We start from the raw sequence: 17,719 nt of genomic DNA on the forward strand, positions 1-17,719 counted from the left end.
AATATGCAGCCTCACGAACGACGCAAGATTGCACGTACCGGACTCCCATCTGCTTCCATCAAAAGCAGCGGCAGTGCGATCAGTTCATAATCACCCGGTTCGACATGATCGAGCAGAAGCCCCTCCAAAATATGAATGTCATGCTGATGAAGCCCATGATGAGCAGCCAGTTCCTTGCTGTCCAATGGATCGACAGACGGGACATCTACTCCAATCAGCCGAATGCCTTTTTGGGCGAGGAACGCTGGTAAGTCCGCTCTCAGATGACAGATGGTTGACGGAAACTGATTGGGGTCGCTCCATGATAAGGTTTTGAGCAGCAAGCGTTCCACCCCCTCCAGATCTACCTGGGCAAAATCTTCTGGGCCAATGCTGGAACGTCCCGTAAGCTCTACCACTCTTGCCTCTCCAATATACAAGTCCAAAGGCAATTCAGCTATTTTTCGGCCATCGTCATCGAAGTGGAATGGAGCATCCACATGGGTGCCTGTGTGAATACTCATGGTTACTTTACCGACATTGACTGATCCGCTCTCCGCTTTGGGCCAGTTTACGACATAGTGAAAGGGAGTGTCCCCTGGCCAGGTCGGCATACCTGCCATGAGCGGACGGGATATATCTACTATTTTCATCACGTATCCTCCACCTTCCAGCAACTGTTCGTGCCTATACTCAGCGTACAAAAAAGACTATATTGAGTCAATATTCTAACATTTGCACCAAGAAAAAAGACCTCAGCTTGATAGCGAGCTGACAGTCTTTTCGTTGATGTTAGATTCTGCTATGAAGAGACAGGTAGTCCCACACCTCATCATAGATTCCGTTGTAATCCACTTGTTTCAAATGTTCTTTCAAAGTCCGCAACCACTCAATGGTTGTTGGATAGGTAGCTGCAATGGCCTCCCGTAGATCGCTCATTTGAATCGGGCGATCGACCCCTTTTGTTACAACATCATGCCAGACCTGCTCCGTTGCGAGCTCCACTACATACTCGATGTCTGCCCCCGAATAAAACTCTGTCCATCCTGCTAATTGCTCATAATCGAGCGTCTCAGAAGGACGGCCCTCTAGCTTTAAGCGAAAAATATCCTCCCGTGCTTGCCGATCTGGCGGTCCGACAAAAATCCAGTGATCAAAACCAGCTGCTCGGAGCATGGAAGGCTCCAATTCCCATGGAACGTTGGTTGAACCCATCAGGACGAATCGTTCGTCGTATTCGCCTGCCTCCGCTATCTGCTGAAGCCATTTGGAATCGATCCCCTGTCTAGGATAGGAGTTCGGATGCTCTTCGTAATGGCTGGAAGCGTCTAGTTCATCTAAAAAGAACAGAAACGGTTTATCGGCAGGGACTGTTGCCAGTAAGTCCTGGATGTTGAACTGCCTGTTCGACGGCGCATACATACTTCGACCGCCTGTGATCGCCATGGAGAAAAAATGAGCCTGACATTCTTCTGCGGTTGCTTTTGCTAGCAAAGATTTTCCGCACCCCGATGGTCCGTAGAGTAAAATGGTACTTTTCTTTTGAGACAACCGTTGCGAAATAGGATGTAGGAGTCTTTGAAAAATTGCCTCTTTTACTCGTCCAAGCCCGCCGACCATTCCAAAACCCGCCGTTTTCTCAACGAGTTGAACCGATTTCGCGGTGGTCTTCCCTTTACCCCCTTCGATGACGCGTATCTTAGGTGAAAACATCGTATATGTAGAGGAATCCTTCTGATTGATCCCTTTTAACGTCCGCGAATATGGGGATTCCTTTTGTAGCTTGTTGAGTTCGATCACAATTTTTTCCTTCATCGCTTCATTTCCATAGGCAAGGGCCTGCGTAAACGCTTGTAAAGCCTCCGTACGATCCCCATGCTCAGCATGCTCTAACCCTAATAACAGCCATACTGGGGCATTGCGTTGATCGCTCGTCAACATGCTTTTCAGTATTTCTATCTTCGTCATCTGCTTCATCCTCTGCGATCGTTCTGCTTCAAGCGATCGTTTAATATCACGGACATATCCATTATAATGCATACGTCTCGCAAGAAGAATACGAAAAGTAGGAAAAGATGGAAGAAGGGCTGTGACCGTCATCGTCATTCGAAAAAGACGCCTTCTGCTACACAGCATCGGGCGTCCAAAATACGGTTCCTATTCTCTCGGCGGAAAAGCTCCGCCTTCCACACAAATGATGAACGAGAGTCCAAGATAAGGTTGCATATTATTATGAGGTTGAGTCCCGCCTGTGGTGCCGATTGCTTGCGGACTAAGCTGTGTCCCATCACTCGTGTTAGAGTAAGGAATGACAGCTCCCCGGCCAACGGTGGAAGACCATTTTGCGCCTGTTGGCGTATCCTCTGTAGGAGTTGAGCACGCATTCGGAACATGAGTATGTGCCGGAATATCGTTTTGCAGCAACGTTATGCTGCTTGAACCACCTGTCTCACCTACCACACGTGGTGTCAAGCCAGGTCCTTCCCCCTGGTTCATTGGAGCTGTAGCTCTTAAATTAGGAAGAGCAAATGTGGTCTTGCCATCTCCGCCATACTTCGCTCCCAATATCGAATACAAGACAGGATTGGAAGAGATCGCAATCAATTGTCCATCACAAAAAGCCCAGTCCCTCGGTGGGAAGTTGCCACTGAAAATACGAATTTCTCCAATATACGGATCCATATGATAGTGCCTCCTCTAGTTTCTTGACGGGTAAATCCCTTGAATTGCGATGCAAAAATTTCCGACCAAATACGGCTGCATATTATAATGTGGTGCACTGTTTCCTACCGTTTGCAGCGCACTCTCGCTCATCGTCGTATCCGGGGTTGTCCCATAGGTTGTAGCGGAAGCTTGTGCCCAGTAGTTCCCAGCGCATACTTTTTCATTGGCAACTGCATTCGAACCGCTTGCCGTATGGGTATGGGCGGGTATCTCATTTGTCGTTAATACATGCGTTTCTTCGCCGGCTGACATACCGAGCGTTACGATTGGGCGATCCAAGTTACGATTTGTATGAACGGGGACACGCCCTCTTAAATCTGGTAAAGCAAACGTGGTTGTCCCGTTCCCCCCATAAACAACTCCTACCAAGGAAAACAGTGCCTGGTTTCCGTTGATAGGTAGCAGAGCACCATTACACAAGGCCCAACCCTTTGGTGCAAATGGAAATGGAAAAAAGCGAATTTCTCCAAGAAATGGTTCCATGTAAAATCCTCCTGTTCGATTTGGATATTACTGTTGTGAAGGATAGATCCCGTACAGGGCAATGATGAAATTAATAACCGTAAACGGCATCAGGTTACTGTGTGGTTGATTCCCACCTACACTGCTCAAGCTGGACGCGTTCATTAATCCATCAGGTGCATTCGCTGAATATTGCTGCGCATTCTTTGCCCATACAGCATTGGCAGGGCTGTTCTGCGTTCCTGGCTGCGATGATGCATGGACCGTATGCGTATGCGCGGGCAATTGTGGGACGGTTAAGGTGACGGATTCTACACCATTTTTTTCACCCATCACGTAGGTAGTTCCTGTTCTCGGATTTTTCCCTTGATTAAGCGGGATACGTCCCCGTAAATCAGGCAACGCAAAAGTCGTTTGTCCATCCCCGCCGTATGTGGTTCCAATCAAACTAAACAATGTGTCGTTTTCAGAAATAGATAAGATTTGTCCATTGCATAATGCCCAACCTTGTGGTGCATAATCTCCTCCAAACATCCTGATTTCTCCAATAAATGGCTCTGCCATGTTGCTTCCTCCTTATGTAAAGTGGTTATTTCCGTTGTCGAACGAACAGATTGGTCATTTTTGCAGACGTGGCTGCCATTCCATTTGGATATACAGCCCCGTTGAGTCAGTTACGATGAAATGAAGTCGTTCATATAATCGAAAGGCGGGATTCCCTTGTACAACATGTAAACGGATTGGTAATTGGAAAGCTTGAGCCTCTTTTTGCAGATCGCCAATCATACCAGAACCAACACCCTGTCCCCGATAAGCAGGCAGCAAAGAAATATCTACGAGGTGCAATGCATCTCCGCTCGCATCCGTGATCATCCGACCGATAGGCTGCTCGGATCGAAGAATGATTTGATGCTTCTGAGCGGGAAACTGCATTTGGTAAGACTTCTGCTGCATGATAAACTGCGACTGTAAAAAAGCAAGCTTGTCCGCCTCACTCCAACCCCAAAGAGCCATTTCTTCGGTTCTCGTAGAACCGTACAATTCCCAAATAAATGCTTCGTCTTGCTCATATTCAAAAGGTCTGGTATGTACCATAATCCTCCTTGCATGCAATCGTTGTACTTTTCTGTCATTTGATCAGTTACCTGCTTGCATTCTTTCAGGCTGGATACGCTGACTTGTCTTTCCTATATGTATCGCTCTTCCTCCTTCGAACTTTTTCTGATATCCCGGCTGATTAAATAGCAATCATCAATCATGATATCATTAGCCAAATTCCTTCTAACACTAACTAAAGTTAGCTCTTTTACATGAAAAACGCTTCGTCCCTATAAAAGAGGCGAAGCGTTTTATCTCCTGTGTACAGTTAGTCTTTTCCAGTACCTTCGTTATCCTCATTGTTCTTACCGTTGCCGCCTCCATTGCCATTGCTGCCACCGTTGCCGTTACCACCACCGTTGCCATTGCTGCCACCGTTGCCGTTGCCGCCTCCATTGCCTTTTCCACCACCGTTGCCGGTTCCGCCGCCGTTGCCTTTTCCACCACCGTTGCCGGTTCCGCCGCCGTTGCCGGTTCCACCGCCGTTGCCTTTACCTTGGCCTTCACCTGTTCCGCCGCCATAACCTTTGCCTTTGCCTTGGCCTTCACCCGTTCCGCCACCGTAGCCTTTACCTTTACCTTGGCCTTCACCTGTTCCACCGCCGTAGCCTTTGCCTTGGCCCTCACCTGTTCCACCGCCGTAGCCTTTACCTTTACCTTGGCCTTGGCCTGTTCCGCCGCCGTAACCTTTGCCTTGGCCTTGACCTGCTCCGCCGCCCATTCCGCCACCTTGACCTGCTCCGCCGCCCATTCCGCCACCTTGACCTGCTCCGCCGCCCATTCCGCCACCTTGACCTGCTCCGCCGCCCATTCCGCCACCTTGGCCTGCTCCGCCGCCCATTCCGCCACCTTGGCCTGCTCCGCCGCCCATGCCGCCACCTTGGCCTGCTCCGCCGCCCATTCCGCCACCTTGGCCTGCTCCGCCGCCCATGCCGCCACCTTGACCTGCTCCACCACCGTGACTTTTGCCGCCACCTTGGCCTGCTCCACCACCGCGACCTTTGCCGCCACCTTGGCCGCGTTTTCCAGATTTGACACTATCATAGGAATAAACAATGCTTTGGAACGTACGATTATCTACATTTCCTGTAACCGGCAACCCGTGTTTTTTCTGATAATGCTTCACACCTCGTACGGTAACATCATCGTAGTATCCATTGATTTGACCCGAGTAACTACCTAATGATTTCAACATCCCCTGAATCACATAAATATCTGGCCCATGAGCACCTTTGCCCACAGCCTGTCCCGTATGAGGAAGGGAAAACATCAGTGTGGCAGACAAAAAAGCTGCACCGAGGATTTTCTTAACCTTCCCTGTTTTCATAAGAGAGCCCAGGCTCCCCGTTCCTTTTTTCATACACAAGCACCTACCTTTACTTTTTTTGTAACCTCCATTACTATTCCCTACTTTTCTTTCCTATTGCATCTGGCCAATCTCGCTTCCTCTTATTTTTTTGCTGATTGTTCAACGTTTTTATGACTTGCAAAAATAAGGAAGAACCCATATACTTTGGTTCAAATGATTAAGTTTATTAACGGAGTGTGCAATGACGAATCCAACCTGCAATGAAAAAGCGATTCAAATATTTATGGAGTTAAGTCCATACTTCCAAGGCTTAGGTGATCCGATTCGGCAGCAAATTGTAGCTCTTCTCATCGACAAGGAAAGCATGAACGTAACACAAATCGCCGAGCATATTCCCATGTCTAGACCTACGGTGTCTCATCACTTGAAAATATTAAAACAGGCGGGCCTAGTAAACGTTCAAAAAAAAGGAACGGAGATGTTTTATCGGCTTGAAATTACAGAAGCGATCAGGCTTTTTAAGCAATTGGTGACTTTCGTCGAAGAAGAGTGCAACTGAATTTGAAACGTCACGAAAAGGGACAGTGTGTCCCTGTTTTTCACACTTATCCGTTAATAAACTTAAACGCATAAACGTTTAATCAAAGGAGAAATCTTCATGAATCTCACCAAAGTTTTAATTGTCGGCGGCTACGGAACGGTTGGGAGCCAAATTGCCAAGATCCTGCACGATCGCCACCCTACTCTCGAATTATTGCTGGGAGGAAGGTCTACGGGAAAGTCATTGCCTTTTACATCCGGTAGGCTAAAGCCTTTCCTCCTAGACATCTCCAAATCCGATCCTCTCGCCCATGCTCCTGATGATTTGACTTTGATTATTAGTGCAGTAAATGATCCTGATGACAGTCTGCTTCTTGCCGCTGTTCGCCGACAGATTCCTCTGATTGACGTCACACGTTGGACAGAACGATTTACACGATCGATCGAACGCTTGAAGAATGAGAACATTGGCTCTCCAGTCATTCTCGCCTCAGGGTGGATGGGGGGAACTGTAGCACTTCTTGCAAGCATACATACAGCTTCCCTGCAAGATGTCCAGATACATCTTCACGCCCTTTATTCCCTTCAAAACAAAGCGGGTCCAGATTCCACCGACTATATGGATCGTATGACGATTCCTTTTGCCGTCACCACACCGACTGGCGTAAAAGAAGTGACACCCTTGTCAGATCCGTTACCCGTCACCTTTCCGAATGGGTACCATGCGAAATGCTATCGTCTTGACACACCCGATCACATGACGCTCGTGAAAGCCCAAAATGTAACTGCCGCTGATTTTCGTATCGCCTTCGACAATAAACTGTCTACTTTTGCCCTCGTTTCATTGGTGAAAAGCCGGATATGGAACCTGCTCAGCAAAAGCACACGTCAAAAAATACTGTACAATCCAGGTGTAGGGTCACCTCACCATGTTGTCATCCAAATAAATGGGCGCAATCAGCATGGCATGAACGTGATACGCCAAGTCGAGATCACTGATCCGAAAGGGCAGACTCACCTAACTGCTTTGGGAGCTGCCATTTTTGCACAATCAATCATTCGGCAAAACGAAAACTCAACTGTTACGCCCGGTATTCTTTTTCCAGAGGATTTCGGCCATTTCGAAATGACTGCCGATGATATACTCCAGTTCTATCGATCCGAAGGGGTCCAGATTGTAATCCACGGCGAAACAAAAAAGAGTAGGACGGTTTGATCACCGCCCTACTCTTCATCATGTATCCCTTCCTTATTCAAAAAAAGTACGCGGGGATTTCCGCCATTCGCCCAGTACTTTTTCCTGTTCACTTGTAATAACCCCTTGCTCTGAAGCTATTTCCAAAAGTGCTGTGTAATTCGATATGGTGGAGCAAGGAATGCCTGCATCCTCAAACAAGGCTTGGGCATCTGGGAATTGGTAGCTGAAAATGGCTACGACCCCCAGTACCTCTCCACCCTCAGCCTGCACAGCTTGCGCTGCTTTCAAGGAGCTGCCTCCTGTGGAAATCAGGTCTTCAATCACGACGACCTTTTGACCAGCCGCCAATGCGCCTTCAATCTGATTTTGGCGACCGTGGCCTTTTGCCTTGTCGCGTACGTAAATCATAGGCAGATCAAGCAGCTCTGCTACCCATGCAGCATGTGGAATACCCGCAGTCGCTGTTCCAGCAACGACTTGCGCATCTGGGTAACGCTCCTTGATCAAATCGGCAAATGCTCTCGCAATGGCACGGCGCACATGCGGATAGGACATCGTGATCCGGTTGTCGCAGTAGATCGGGGATTTGATCCCGGACGTCCATGTAAAAGGTTGCTCCGGTCGCAAATGAACTGCCCCGATTTCGAGAAGGTTCGCTGCAATATGTTTAGCGGTTGTCATTGTCGTCATTTCCCTTATTCCCTCCAGCTGGCTACTTTACGAACGATCTTTGTCCACTGCTGCGACGATACTTTGCCAGACACCTACCGGATCTTTTGCACCCGTAATCGCGCGTCCGATCACGAGGTAATCACTGCCCAAGCGAAATGCCTGTTCCGGCGTCGTGATGCGCGTCTGATCGCCTTGATCTGCTCCCAGTGGACGAATTCCTGGTGTTACGGTTACAAATGTGTCTCCAGCAGCTTTTTTGATCATCGGTACCTCTAGTGGAGAAGCAACTACCCCATCCAAACCAGCTTGCTTGGTCATCAGCGCATAGTGCACCACAACATCTTCTACATCACCTGGAATCGCCAATTCTTGATTCATCGTTTGCAAACCAGTAGATGTCAGCATCGTCACACCGATCAGGAGGGGACGAGCAGCACCTGCCGCTGTCCCTTGCTCCAAACCTTCTCTCGCTGCCGCCATCATGGCTACGCCGCCTGCCGCATGCACGTTTACCATGTCTGCTCCCAGACGCGCCAGGCTTCTCATCGCACCTTTTGCTGTATTGGGAATATCGTGAACCTTCAAGTCGAGGAACACTTGGAGTCCTTTTTCCTTCAAGAAGGAAACGATCGCTGGACCTTCTGCGTAAGCGAGCTCCATCCCCACTTTTACATAGCGGATATGCCCCTGTAGCGGCTCGATGCACTTTTTGACTTCATCCAGTGTGGAAAAGTCGAGCGCAACAATCATGCGTTCGCGAATATCGGTTAGTTGTTGTTGCACGCTGCTCTCCCCTTTTTATACGGTTACTGCCACTTTGGCACCAGCACGCTGGGCTGGCATTGCTTCTGTAGAGAATGTGATCGTCTCCAGTACGTGCAGGAGAGCGGAAGCTGTATCGAGTGAAGTCAAGCATACGGCGCCGTTCTCTACTGCTTCCCGACGAATGCGGAAGCCGTCGCGTTGTGGCGTTTTGCCTTTTGTCAGTGTATTGAGTACGATGTTCGCTTCTCCTGTATGGATGACATCCAACAGGTTTGGCGTGCCCTCAGACAATTTGCTTACGCGTGTTACTTGCAGTCCCGCTTGCTCCAAATAATCTGCTGTGCCTGCGGTCGCCATCAGCTTGAAGCCGAGGTGGCGGAAGCGTTTCACGATGTCTAGCGCTTCTTCCTTGTCTTTATCAGCAACTGTCACGAGCAATGTGCCTTGTGTCGGGATATTCATGCCCGCTGCGACCAAGCCTTTGTACAATGCTTTTGCCAGTGTGCTCTCGCGTCCCATGACTTCTCCAGTCGATTTCATTTCAGGGCCGAGCGTAATATCGACGCGACGCAGCTTTGCGAAGGAGAAGACTGGTACTTTGACAGAAACCATCGACTCCTCTGGATGGTAGCCTGGTGTAAAGCCTTGTTCGATGATCGAGTGACCAAGGATCGCTTTCGTTGCGATGTTTGCCATTGGAATCCCCGTTACTTTGGAGAGGAATGGCACCGTACGGGACGAACGCGGATTGACCTCGATTACGTATGGGCGGTCTTTATAGATGACGAACTGGATGTTGAGCAAGCCTTTGATTTGCAGGGCGCGCGCCAGCTTTGTCGTCATGTCAATCAGCTCATCCTTAATCGCTTGGGACAAGGATTGCGGAGGATATACAGCGATAGAGTCACCGGAGTGCACCCCTGCGCGTTCGATATGCTCCATGATGCCTGGGATCAAAACATTTTCGCCATCGCAGATCGCATCGACTTCCGCTTCTACCCCCACCATGTAACGGTCAACCAGTACAGGATGATCCGGATTTACCTTCACCGCTTTTTCCATGTACTCCAACAGTTCGGACTGGTTGTAGACGATTTCCATCGCACGTCCGCCAAGTACGTAGGATGGGCGAACCAGCACTGGGAAGCCAAGTCCTTCTGCTGCCACTACTGCCTGGTCGACTGACGTAACCGTTTTGCCTGGTGGTTGGGCGATTTCCAGCTCGCGCAGCAGCGCTTCGAACTTCTCGCGGTTTTCCGCTGCGTCGATGTTTTCGAGACTCGTACCCAAGATTTTGATTCCACGTGCAGCCAGCTTGTCAGCCAGATTGATCGCGGTTTGTCCGCCGAATTGTACGATGACACCCTCTGGTTTCTCTACATCGAGAATGTTCATGACGTCTTCAATGTACAGCGGCTCGAAGTACAGGCGATCCGAAGTGTTGAAGTCTGTTGAAACGGTCTCCGGGTTGTTGTTGATGATCACTGCCTCATAGCCCGCTTCTCTCAGTGCCCAGACAGCGTGGACAGTCGCATAGTCAAACTCGATTCCTTGACCGATGCGGATTGGTCCAGAACCCAGCACAACCACACGCTTCTTGCCAGTCTCGATGCGCTCGTCTTCTACTTCATACGCGGAGTAGTAGTACGGTGTTTGCGCTTCGAATTCTGCCGCGCAAGTATCTACCATTTTATATACAGGTACAAAGCCTTTTTCTTTGCGCATCGCGTGTACCGCTTCTTCTGTCTCACCGCACAGCTCGGCAATTTTGCGGTCTGTGAAGCCCATGCGTTTTGCTTCGTACAGCTTCTCACTCGTCAAGCCTTTTGCCAGTTCCGCTTCAAAAGCAATCATTTTATGGAACTTATGCAGGAAGAACAGATCGATCTTGGTCAGGTTGTGCAGTTGTTCGATCGTCCAGCCACGACGCAGTGCTTCTGCCAGCAGGAAGAGGCGTTCGTCATCCGCGTGCACCAGTCGAGCTTTCAAATCTTCCTCGCTGATTTCGCCTGCTCCCTCGATCTCGATGTGATAGCTGCCGATTTCCAAGGAACGGATGGCTTTCATGATCGATTCTTCAAAAGTCCGACCGATCGCCATGACTTCTCCAGTCGCTTTCATTTGCGTACCGAGCTTGCGGTTTGCGGATTGGAACTTGTCGAATGGCCAGCGTGGGATTTTGCTGACGATGTAGTCCAGTGTTGGCTCGAAGCATGCGTATGTTTGGCCTGTCACCGGGTTTTTCAGTTCATCCAACGTGTAGCCGATTGCGATTTTGGCTGCCATCTTTGCGATTGGGTAGCCTGTTGCCTTGGAAGCCAGTGCAGAAGAGCGGCTCACACGCGGGTTCACTTCGATCACGTAGTATTGGAAGCTGTGCGGGTCGAGTGCGTATTGTACGTTGCAGCCACCCTCGATACCTAGTGCCCGGATGATGTTCAGTGCGGATGAGCGCAGCATTTGATATTCGCGATCAGCCAGTGTTTGGCTAGGTGCTACTACGATGGAGTCACCTGTATGCACGCCGACTGGGTCGATGTTTTCCATGTTGCAGACTACGATGCAGTTGTCGTTGGCATCGCGCATCACTTCGTACTCGATTTCTTTCATGCCGGCAATGCTTTTCTCGATCAAGCATTGCGTAATCGGGGAGTATTTCAATCCGCTTGCGACGATCTCGCGGAGGGTTTCTTCATCTTCACAAATTCCACCGCCTGTGCCACCCAAGGTGTAGGCAGGACGAACGATGATGGGATAACCGATTTCGTTTGCAAAATCGACAGCTTCTACGACCGTGCTCACGATGACGGATTCAGGTACCGGCTCACCCAGTTCATTCATGAGAGAACGGAACAGGTCGCGGTCTTCTGCTTGCTTGATCGATTCCAGCTTGGTTCCGAGCAGCCTTACATTTTCTTGCTCGAGAACGCCTGCTTCTGAGAGAGCAACAGCCATGTTCAAGCCTGTTTGACCACCAAGTGTAGGCAACAGTCCATCCGGCTTCTCTTGACGAATGACGCGCGCTACGAATTCAGGTGTGATTGGCTCTATATATACTTTGTCCGCCATGTTTGTATCAGTCATGATGGTCGCCGGGTTGGAGTTGATCAGAACTACCTCCATGCCCTCTTCTTTTAACGCTTCGCATGCTTGCGTGCCTGCATAGTCAAACTCTGCAGCCTGCCCGATGACGATAGGTCCAGAGCCAATTACGAGGATTTTTTTCAGATTATCTTGTTTTGGCATGAGTTTTTTCCTCCTTAGCGGTTTCCATCATCGCAAGAAACTGGTCGAACAGGTAGCCGGAATCATACGGACCTGGAGCTGCTTCTGGATGGTACTGTACTGAGAATGCATTCTTCGCTGCATGACGTACGCCTTCGACGGTGCCATCATTGAGTGCGATATGTGTAACTTCCAGTTCCGTGCCTGCCAGTGAATCTTCTTTGACTGCATAGCTGTGGTTCTGGGATGTGATATATGTGCGTCCGGTTGGCAGCTCTTTTACTGGATGGTTGCCGCCACGGTGTCCGAATTTCATTTTCGTCGTGTCAGCGCCAGATGCTAGTGCGAACAGCTGGTGACCGAGGCAAATTCCGAACAGAGGATATTCACCCAAGATTTCGCGAATCATCTCTACAGCTTGCGGTACATCCTTCGGGTCCCCAGGGCCGTTGGACAAGAGAATCCCGTCTGGTTGAATGCGGCGAATCTCTTCTGCTGTCACATTGTAAGGCACGACTACTACGTCGCAATTGCGTTTGGTCAGCTCGCGCAAAATTCCGTGCTTCGCGCCGAAGTCTACCAGTGCTACCCGATGACCTGTACCTGGGCAGCTGAAGACGCTTTTCGTAGAAACACGTGATACTTGGTCTGTCATCAATGTCGTGCCGTTCAGGGCAGCAACCAATTCAGCCAACGGGGCTTCACTGGTTGTAATCATGCCCTTCATCGTGCCGTGGTAACGAATTTTTCTCGTCAGCATCCGGGTGTCGACTCCAGCAATACCTGGGATGTCGTATGTTTTCAGCAGTTCATCGAGTGTGTTCGTATTGCGCCAGTTGCTAGGCGCCTCGCAATGCTCGCGAACAACGAAGCCGTGAATGTATGGACGAACAGCTTCAAAGTCGTCTCGATTGATCCCGTAATTTCCGATTAGCGGGTATGTCATGGTGACGATCTGTCCGCAGTAGGATGGGTCGGACAAAACCTCCTGATAGCCAGTCAGCCCTGTATTGAAAACCACTTCCCCGTAGGACTCCTTTGTCGCTCCAAATGCTGTCCCGATAAATTCTGTTCCGTCTTCCAAGATCAATCTTGCACGCATCTATGCTCCTCCTCCATTGTCGTGTAAAAACTTGTGTCTCGTCTGTAAGTCGTTTTTACACGTTTTGATATACGATCTTCCCATCAACCAGTGTCAGGGTCGGCCAGCCTTTGCATGCCCAACCAGCAAATGGTGTGTTGATTCCTTTACTTGCGAATGTGCTTGGGTCGATTGTTTTTTCCGTTTCCAGATCAATCACAGTCAGGTCTGCTGGTGCGCCCACTTCCAGACGTCCGTATGGCAGTTTGAATGCTTCTGCTGGCTTCACGGTCAACAGCTCAACCAGCTTCTTCAAGGTCAGCTCTCCGTTTTGCACGAGATTTGTGTACAGGAGCGGGAATGCTGTCTCCAGTCCGACGATTCCGAATGGTGCTCGGTTCATCCCGTTTGCTTTTTCCTCTTGAGTGTGTGGTGCATGGTCTGTGGCGATCATATCAATGGTGCCGTCTTTCAATCCCGCAATCAGTGCAGCACGATCCTCACGAGAGCGCAGCGGCGGGTTCATTTTCCAATTCGTATCCAGATTGTCCGGGATATCCTCATCGCACAGCAAGAGGTGATGCGGACTGACTTCACACGTTACATTTACGCCAGCGCGTTTCCCATCGCGTACCAGACGCACCGACTCTTTCGCACTGATGTGGCATACGTGGTAGTGCACACCTGTCTGTTCTGCCAGCAAAATATCGCGACCAACGTGGATGGACTCTGACTCAGAAGGAATTCCAGGGAGTCCGTGTCGAGCAGCTACCACCCCGTCATGCAAGGCTGCTCCTGGGATCAACAGGTCTTCGTCCTCGCAGTGAGCGACGATTGCGATACCGAGCTCTGCTGCTTTTTGCATGGCCTTTTTCATCATCGCTGTTGATTGCACGCCCACACCGTCATCCGTCAGCGCAAAGATCCCCGCTTCTTTTAATCCAGCGAAATCCGTCAGCTCTTTTCCCAATTGGCGAACGGTAATCGCACCATACGGGATCACGCGCGCCATACCAGCCTCGCTCGCTTTGTCCAAAATGTAGGTCACGGTCTCGACACTGTCGATGGATGGTCGTGTGTTCGGCATGCATGCTACTGTTGTAAATCCGCCTTGTACCGCTGCTTTTGCCCCTGTTTCGATCGTTTCTTTATGTTCGAAGCCTGGCTCACGCAGATGTACGTGCACATCGATGAGACCGGCGCTAATCATACCGCTGTGGCAATCGATCCATTCATGTCCCTCGCGATCGAGCGTTTCCCCCATCGCTGTGATTCTTCCCTTTTCCACCAATATTTCCATCGGGGTGAGTTCCCCCGCCTGATTTAGTACGTTGCCGTTGCCAAGGATGATTCCCATGTCATTTCGCTCCCTTTCAAAAGAGTTTCTAGAACTGCCATTCTTGCTGCGACTCCGTTGGTCACTTGGGTTTGAATCAAGGACGTTTCGCATTCTACCAAATCGGTATGAATCTCAACCCCGCGATTGACGGGTGCCGGATGCATGATAACTGCGCCGGACTTCATCATTTTGGCTCTTTCCAGAGTGAGCCCATGTGCCTTGTGGTACTCTTCTTTCGATAGATAGAGGGATTCCGCATGGCGCTCTAGCTGAACGCGCAGCATCATGACCACATCTGCGGTTTGAACCGCTTCTTCCATTTCCACGATTTTGACACCTTGCGGGATATGCGCCGGCATCATCGTAGCAGGACCCGAGAGTAGCAGATTCACGCCGAGCTTCGGCAGCGCATGCAGGTGAGAACCGAGCACGCGGCTGTGGCGCAGGTCTCCCATGATCGCTACTGTGAGACCAGATAGCTTGCCAAACTGTCTTTTCATGGTCAACAGATCGAGCAGGCATTGGGTCGGGTGCTCATTCGTTCCATCTCCCGCGTTGATCAGCTTCAGGTCTACGCTTTCTGCTAACTCTTGCAGCAGGCCTTCTTTCTTGGTGCGGATAACGGCTGCTTCCACGCCCATTGCTTCCAAGGTGCGGATCGTGTCATAGACCGTCTCGCCTTTTACGGTGGAGGAGGTTTCCGGAATGAAGTTCAAAACATGTGCGCCCAGTCGCTTTTGTGCTACTTCAAAAGAGAAGCGGGTTCTGGTACTGGCCTCGAAGAACAGATTCGCGACAAACTGTCCGCGCAGGATATCCGCTTGCTCAGTTGGTCTAGCAGCCCAATACTCTGCTCGCTCGAGGAGCTGGATGATCTGTTCTTTCGATAAGTCTTTGAGGCCAATCAGGTGCGCTACATTTTTCATCATGAATCCCTCCGGTTCATTTTGGTCAACAGAAAAGCTTTTTTCATAAGAAAAGCTTCTTGGCATCGCTTTGCATCTGGAGGCAAGCGAGACAAGAAGCTGGTTGGGTGCCTTTTTCGGGCAGCCTTAACAGCGTTCTATGCCTTGCCAGCCTCTCTGGACTGGATTTAAAGGATTGGGAACGTTTAGGCTATTTGTTTTTGTTCTTCCTGGTGCGCTTCGCCCATCGCGGACTCTTTTCCTGGAAGGATCAGGTGCAGAATAATACCCAGGAAGGTAGAGAGTGCGATATTATCGATGGTCAGATCGTTCAGGAAAGCGATACCTGTACCTGCAAAACTGATTTTGTATCCGCCGATTCCCGTGACGAGGATGACCGCTGCGAGAATCATGTTGCGTTTGTCTGCAAAATTCACTTTGTGCTCGACGTACATCCGCAAGCCTTGTGCCGCGATGATACCGAACAGGATGATGGAGACACCACCAAGTACCGGCGTTGGAATCGTCATTAAAATGGCGCTAATCTTACCAGCGAAGGCGAACATGATTGCCAGTACAGCAGCCAGACCGATGACCACTCGGCTGTATACCTTAGTCATTGCAAGGACACCAATATTTTCTCCATACGTCGTTGCTGGCGGACCTCCCATGATGGCTGCGAGTGAGGTTGCCACCCCGTCTCCGAGCAAGCTGCGGTGCAGACCCGGATTTTTCATCAGATCGCGATCCATGACCTTGCTCGTTACCAGCAAGTGTCCCAAATGCTCTGCCAGCGTGACGAAAGCGACTGGCGCGATGACGAGTGCTGCGATCCATGCAGAGCCGTCACCGATCGCACTCATGACTTCGGTAAATTTGAAGTGCTCCGTAAACATTTTTTGTGGCGTGATGAACCAGTCTGCTTCTACTACTTTTTGAAAGTTAATCAGATCAGGGTGACGCAGCAGCGTGTATACATAACCAGAAACCATTCCGATCAAGATGGGGATAAGACCAAGGAAACCGCGTAGCATGACCGCTGCTAGAACTGTTATGACCACGGTAACGAGCGAGATTTCAATCGAAGTCAGTGACATTTGCGATTGACCGTCTACAGTGACTTTCGTTGCCATGTCTACTGCTACGCCAGCCAGGCTCAGACCGATCACAACGATGACGGATGCGATGACAACAGGTGGCAGTACCCGATCGAGCCATTTGACTCCTGCCTTCTTCACAATTCCGGCGACGATGATGTACACAATCCCGGAGAGGAAGCAGCCCAAGAGTGCCGTCCCTACACCATGCGATTGACTCACGACGATAATCGGACCGATGAAGGCGAAGGAAGAACCGAGATAGTTCGGAAGCTTTCCTTTGGTGATCCACAGAAACAGAAGTGTCCCGATCCCGCTCGCCAAGAGGGCCGTTGCAACATCCAGACCCGTCAAGATCGGTACGAGTACAGTCGAGCCAAACATCGCGAACAAGTGTTGAATACTAAGTGGCAGCAATCGCGAAATATGTGGTGTTTCGTCTACATCGATGTAATTTTTTTGGCTCATGCCTGTATGCCCCCTGTTTTGTTTCTTTCATTCAAAAAGCTTTTTTATACAAAAAACCTCTTTGTGCGGACACAAAGAGGCTAGCTTCACCATGCTCATGGGAAGTTTCTTGCCTCTTGCCGACCTCACGGGATCGTTTTTAAAGAGGAGTTCTTTTATTTTTACAGTAGCTGTCGGATGGACACAATGTCCATAACGTCCACTTCTGCCAATTGTACATCGACAATTTCCGTTCGAGCAGTTGGGAGGTTTTTTCCGACGAAATCAGGGCGGATGGGTAGCTCGCGATGACCGCGATCAACCAGAACAGCCAGTTGAATCATCCGAGGGCGACCGTTGTCAATCAGTGCATCCAATGCGGCACGCACTGTTCTTCCCGTGTAGAGAACATCATCCACCAGAATCACAGTCTTGCCCGTGATTTGATCTGGGAGCTTGGAGCCTTGCAAAATGGCATCTTCGGACTTGTGTTGCAGATCGTCACGATAGAACGTAATGTCTAGCTCACCGACTGGGACTTTCACATTTTCAATCATTTCGATTCTTTCCACAAGACGCTGTGCGAGGTAGATCCCTCTGGTCTTGATGCCCACGATAATGAGATCTTCGACGCCTTTGTTTCGCTCGATAATTTCATGTGCGATTCGAGTGAGCGCGCGGCGGATTGCGGCTTCATCCATAATGACGCTTTTGTTGATCATCTCAATATCCCCCTTCTCGACGGGAACAGTGGACCTTACGAAAAAAGGCTCCTTGTCAGGAGACAAGAAGCCCTCGGACAAACTGACCGGACTGTAAGAGTCCCGCCTGCTTGTCATTCCGTGCCCTTGCCAGCCTCACTGGACTGGATTAAAAGG

At 50.0% G+C, this 17,719-nt stretch carries 17 protein-coding genes; 2 read left to right on the forward strand and 15 right to left on the reverse strand.

Annotated features, from left to right (window positions below; all coding sequences use genetic code 11):
- Window positions 1-11: 11 nt before the first annotated feature.
- The 7 genes from kynB to HP398_RS06280 form a co-directional block, all read right to left on the reverse strand.
- Window positions 12-632 carry an arylformamidase gene (gene kynB / locus HP398_RS06250; protein ID WP_017249496.1) on the reverse strand — a complete coding sequence of 207 codons (621 nt, stop codon included), beginning with the start codon at window positions 630-632 and terminating at the stop codon, window positions 12-14.
- A 139-nt stretch (window positions 633-771) separates the two neighbouring features.
- On the reverse strand, window positions 772-1,947 hold the full coding sequence (locus HP398_RS06255; RefSeq protein ID WP_173622156.1) for an ATP-binding protein: 1,176 nt from the start codon (window positions 1,945-1,947) through the stop codon (window positions 772-774).
- Window positions 1,948-2,136: 189 nt separating this feature from the next.
- Window positions 2,137-2,661 (reverse strand): phage tail protein, encoded by a 525-nt coding sequence (locus HP398_RS06260; protein WP_173622157.1) that lies wholly within the window; start codon window positions 2,659-2,661, stop codon window positions 2,137-2,139.
- 15 nt (window positions 2,662-2,676) lie between these two features.
- The gene (locus HP398_RS06265) at window positions 2,677-3,186 is read right to left on the reverse strand and encodes a phage tail protein (RefSeq protein WP_173622158.1); all 510 of its coding nucleotides are present in this window, start codon (window positions 3,184-3,186) and stop codon (window positions 2,677-2,679) included.
- Window positions 3,187-3,213: 27 nt separating this feature from the next.
- Window positions 3,214-3,729, reverse strand: a complete 516-nt coding sequence (locus HP398_RS06270; protein WP_017249500.1) for a phage tail protein — start codon at window positions 3,727-3,729, stop codon at window positions 3,214-3,216.
- Between the two features lie 54 nt (window positions 3,730-3,783).
- Entirely contained in the window at window positions 3,784-4,260 is a 477-nt protein-coding gene (locus tag HP398_RS06275; protein WP_017249501.1) for a GNAT family N-acetyltransferase, read from the reverse strand.
- Between the two features lie 271 nt (window positions 4,261-4,531).
- A complete protein-coding gene (locus tag HP398_RS06280; protein WP_254475903.1) occupies window positions 4,532-5,590 on the reverse strand; it encodes a peptidoglycan-binding domain-containing protein in 1,059 nt (352 codons plus the stop codon).
- Window positions 5,591-5,813: 223 nt separating this feature from the next.
- On the opposite strand from HP398_RS06280, the gene HP398_RS06285 reads away from it, so the two are divergent.
- A complete protein-coding gene (locus HP398_RS06285) occupies window positions 5,814-6,131 on the forward strand; it encodes an ArsR/SmtB family transcription factor (RefSeq protein ID WP_007728447.1) in 318 nt (105 codons plus the stop codon).
- A 99-nt stretch (window positions 6,132-6,230) separates the two neighbouring features.
- Window positions 6,231-7,328 (forward strand): saccharopine dehydrogenase family protein, encoded by a 1,098-nt coding sequence (locus HP398_RS06290; protein WP_173622160.1) that lies wholly within the window; start codon window positions 6,231-6,233, stop codon window positions 7,326-7,328.
- 33 nt (window positions 7,329-7,361) lie between these two features.
- On the opposite strand, the gene pyrE is transcribed toward HP398_RS06290, so the two are convergent.
- The 8 genes from pyrE to pyrR form a co-directional block, all read right to left on the reverse strand.
- The gene (gene pyrE / locus HP398_RS06295) at window positions 7,362-8,000 is read right to left on the reverse strand and encodes an orotate phosphoribosyltransferase (protein ID WP_173622161.1); all 639 of its coding nucleotides are present in this window, start codon (window positions 7,998-8,000) and stop codon (window positions 7,362-7,364) included.
- A gap of 27 nt (window positions 8,001-8,027) precedes the next feature.
- Entirely contained in the window at window positions 8,028-8,765 is a 738-nt protein-coding gene (pyrF, locus tag HP398_RS06300; protein ID WP_371736719.1) for an orotidine-5'-phosphate decarboxylase, read from the reverse strand.
- A gap of 15 nt (window positions 8,766-8,780) precedes the next feature.
- A complete protein-coding gene (gene carB / locus HP398_RS06305; protein ID WP_173622162.1) occupies window positions 8,781-11,993 on the reverse strand; it encodes a carbamoyl-phosphate synthase large subunit in 3,213 nt (1,070 codons plus the stop codon).
- The gene (locus tag HP398_RS06310; RefSeq protein WP_017249508.1) at window positions 11,977-13,074 is read right to left on the reverse strand and encodes a carbamoyl phosphate synthase small subunit; all 1,098 of its coding nucleotides are present in this window, start codon (window positions 13,072-13,074) and stop codon (window positions 11,977-11,979) included. The genes carB and HP398_RS06310 overlap by 17 nt, the downstream gene beginning before the upstream one ends.
- 55 nt (window positions 13,075-13,129) lie before the next feature.
- On the reverse strand, window positions 13,130-14,410 hold the full coding sequence (locus tag HP398_RS06315; protein WP_173622163.1) for a dihydroorotase: 1,281 nt from the start codon (window positions 14,408-14,410) through the stop codon (window positions 13,130-13,132).
- Window positions 14,377-15,318 carry an aspartate carbamoyltransferase catalytic subunit gene (locus HP398_RS06320; RefSeq protein ID WP_173622164.1) on the reverse strand — a complete coding sequence of 314 codons (942 nt, stop codon included), beginning with the start codon at window positions 15,316-15,318 and terminating at the stop codon, window positions 14,377-14,379. The genes HP398_RS06315 and HP398_RS06320 overlap by 34 nt, the downstream gene beginning before the upstream one ends.
- 185 nt (window positions 15,319-15,503) lie before the next feature.
- Complete coding sequence (locus tag HP398_RS06325) at window positions 15,504-16,862, reverse strand: solute carrier family 23 protein (protein ID WP_173622165.1); 1,359 nt, start codon at window positions 16,860-16,862, stop codon at window positions 15,504-15,506.
- A 161-nt stretch (window positions 16,863-17,023) separates the two neighbouring features.
- Window positions 17,024-17,563 carry a bifunctional pyr operon transcriptional regulator/uracil phosphoribosyltransferase PyrR gene (gene pyrR, locus HP398_RS06330; RefSeq protein ID WP_007728461.1) on the reverse strand — a complete coding sequence of 180 codons (540 nt, stop codon included), beginning with the start codon at window positions 17,561-17,563 and terminating at the stop codon, window positions 17,024-17,026.
- Window positions 17,564-17,719: the final 156 nt, after the last annotated feature.

The sequence above is a fragment of the Brevibacillus sp. HB1.4B genome (assembly GCF_013284285.1).
Lineage (GTDB): Bacteria > Bacillota > Bacilli > Brevibacillales > Brevibacillaceae > Brevibacillus > Brevibacillus porteri.

Excerpts from the sequence above, each read along its gene's own strand:
- HP398_RS06285 (WP_007728447.1), top strand. The coding sequence starts at position 5,814 with ATGACGAATCCAACCTGCAATGAAAAAGCGATTCAAATATTTATGGAG.
- HP398_RS06315 (WP_173622163.1), bottom strand. The coding sequence starts at position 14,410 with ATGGGAATCATCCTTGGCAACGGCAACGTACTAAATCAGGCGGGGGAA.
- pyrE (WP_173622161.1), bottom strand. The coding sequence starts at position 8,000 with ATGACGACAATGACAACCGCTAAACATATTGCAGCGAACCTTCTCGAA.
- HP398_RS06270 (WP_017249500.1), bottom strand. The coding sequence starts at position 3,729 with ATGGCAGAGCCATTTATTGGAGAAATCAGGATGTTTGGAGGAGATTAT.
- HP398_RS06325 (WP_173622165.1), bottom strand. The coding sequence starts at position 16,862 with ATGAGCCAAAAAAATTACATCGATGTAGACGAAACACCACATATTTCG.
- carB (WP_173622162.1), bottom strand. The coding sequence starts at position 11,993 with ATGCCAAAACAAGATAATCTGAAAAAAATCCTCGTAATTGGCTCTGGA.
- HP398_RS06260 (WP_173622157.1), bottom strand. The coding sequence starts at position 2,661 with ATGGATCCGTATATTGGAGAAATTCGTATTTTCAGTGGCAACTTCCCA.
- HP398_RS06320 (WP_173622164.1), bottom strand. The coding sequence starts at position 15,318 with ATGAAAAATGTAGCGCACCTGATTGGCCTCAAAGACTTATCGAAAGAA.
- pyrR (WP_007728461.1), bottom strand. The coding sequence starts at position 17,563 with ATGATCAACAAAAGCGTCATTATGGATGAAGCCGCAATCCGCCGCGCG.
- HP398_RS06275 (WP_017249501.1), bottom strand. The coding sequence starts at position 4,260 with ATGGTACATACCAGACCTTTTGAATATGAGCAAGACGAAGCATTTATT.
- HP398_RS06255 (WP_173622156.1), bottom strand. The coding sequence starts at position 1,947 with ATGACGAAGATAGAAATACTGAAAAGCATGTTGACGAGCGATCAACGC.
- HP398_RS06290 (WP_173622160.1), top strand. The coding sequence starts at position 6,231 with ATGAATCTCACCAAAGTTTTAATTGTCGGCGGCTACGGAACGGTTGGG.
- kynB (WP_017249496.1), bottom strand. The coding sequence starts at position 632 with ATGAAAATAGTAGATATATCCCGTCCGCTCATGGCAGGTATGCCGACC.
- HP398_RS06280 (WP_254475903.1), bottom strand. The coding sequence starts at position 5,590 with ATGAAAACAGGGAAGGTTAAGAAAATCCTCGGTGCAGCTTTTTTGTCT.
- HP398_RS06265 (WP_173622158.1), bottom strand. The coding sequence starts at position 3,186 with ATGGAACCATTTCTTGGAGAAATTCGCTTTTTTCCATTTCCATTTGCA.
- HP398_RS06310 (WP_017249508.1), bottom strand. The coding sequence starts at position 13,074 with ATGCGTGCAAGATTGATCTTGGAAGACGGAACAGAATTTATCGGGACA.